1 protein-coding gene is annotated in these 462 nt (G+C 69.3%); it reads left to right on the top strand.

Going from position 1 to position 462, the window contains the following annotated elements; translation table 11 throughout:
• The coding region (locus MKK70_RS14815; RefSeq protein ID WP_243948653.1) for an ATP-binding protein at positions 1-462 on the top strand (462 nt) is incomplete at both ends.

Raw genomic sequence — 462 nt, 5'->3', positions numbered from 1 at the left:
GAGCTGATCCAGGGCTCGGGCGCCGCGCTGCTCACCGTCGTCAACGACATCCTCGACTTCTCGAAGATCGAGGCCGGGCAGCTGACCCTCGACCCGGTCTCGTTCCCGCTGGTCTCGGTGATCGACAACACCGTCTCGATCGTCCGCGGCGGCGCGCTGAAGAGCAACCTGCGGATCGAGACCCGGATCGACCCGGATCTGCCCGCCTTCGTCCTCGGCGACGCGAGCCGCCTGCGCCAGGTGCTGCTGAACCTGCTGAACAACGCGGTGAAGTTCACCCCCGTCGGCTCGGTGACTCTCGTGGTCCGGCGCGAGCGCTCGGGGGCGCGCGGCCACGACCTGCGCTTCGAGGTCACCGACACCGGCATCGGGATCAATTCGGCGCAGCAGGACCGGCTGTTCAAGCGCTTCAGCCAGGTCGACGGCTCGATCAGCCGGCGCTTCGGCGGCACCGGCCTCGGC

The organism is Methylobacterium sp. E-041 (genome assembly GCF_022829665.1).
Classification (GTDB): Bacteria; Pseudomonadota; Alphaproteobacteria; order Rhizobiales; family Beijerinckiaceae; genus Methylobacterium.
The sequence above is the reverse complement of the archived record's forward strand: the minus strand, read 5'-3'. Positions and strand labels throughout refer to the sequence as shown.